The following is a 457-nucleotide window of genomic DNA, read 5'->3' on the forward strand; positions in this document are numbered from 1 at the left end:
TCATCAAACACCTCAAATACAAAAAAACCTGAAAAAACTACAACAACCTTATCAAAGTCTCAACCGTTCAGGAAAAACGCTCCACTGTTTCCCCACTCCCGAGTGAGCAGCGTCCCGCCATCACCAACAGCCTATCGCGCGCGGCCATCTTTTTCTGACGATCCATCCGAGCTGGTTCTCGCAGGCTAGCAAGCGACCATCGTTCTATCACTTCCGCTTCGACAGCAAAGGCGCGACCCTGATCGCCATCAGCGATAGCTATGGCAACCGCTTGCACGTTACTCGCGACATCCATGGGCGCATCAAACGTCTCGACAACGGTGCCGGCCGCGCCCTGCTCCTGCGCTACGATCGCAAGCACATCATCGCCGTCGACTATCAACAGTTCCTGCCAGCGGACAATCTTGAGGCCGCATGGAACACGGTGCAGACGCTGGTCACTTACAGCTACGACACG

At 55.1% G+C, this 457-nt stretch carries 1 protein-coding gene; it reads left to right on the forward strand.

Annotation, left to right across the window (positions count from 1 at the left end):
- Positions 1 to 271 precede the first annotated feature (271 nt).
- Positions 272 to 457 (forward strand): hypothetical protein (locus tag AC0T7J_RS25255; RefSeq protein ID WP_473798501.1); only part of this gene is annotated, 186 nt, incomplete at its 3' end.

The sequence above is a fragment of the Pantoea sp. E956-1 genome (genome assembly GCF_982223955.1).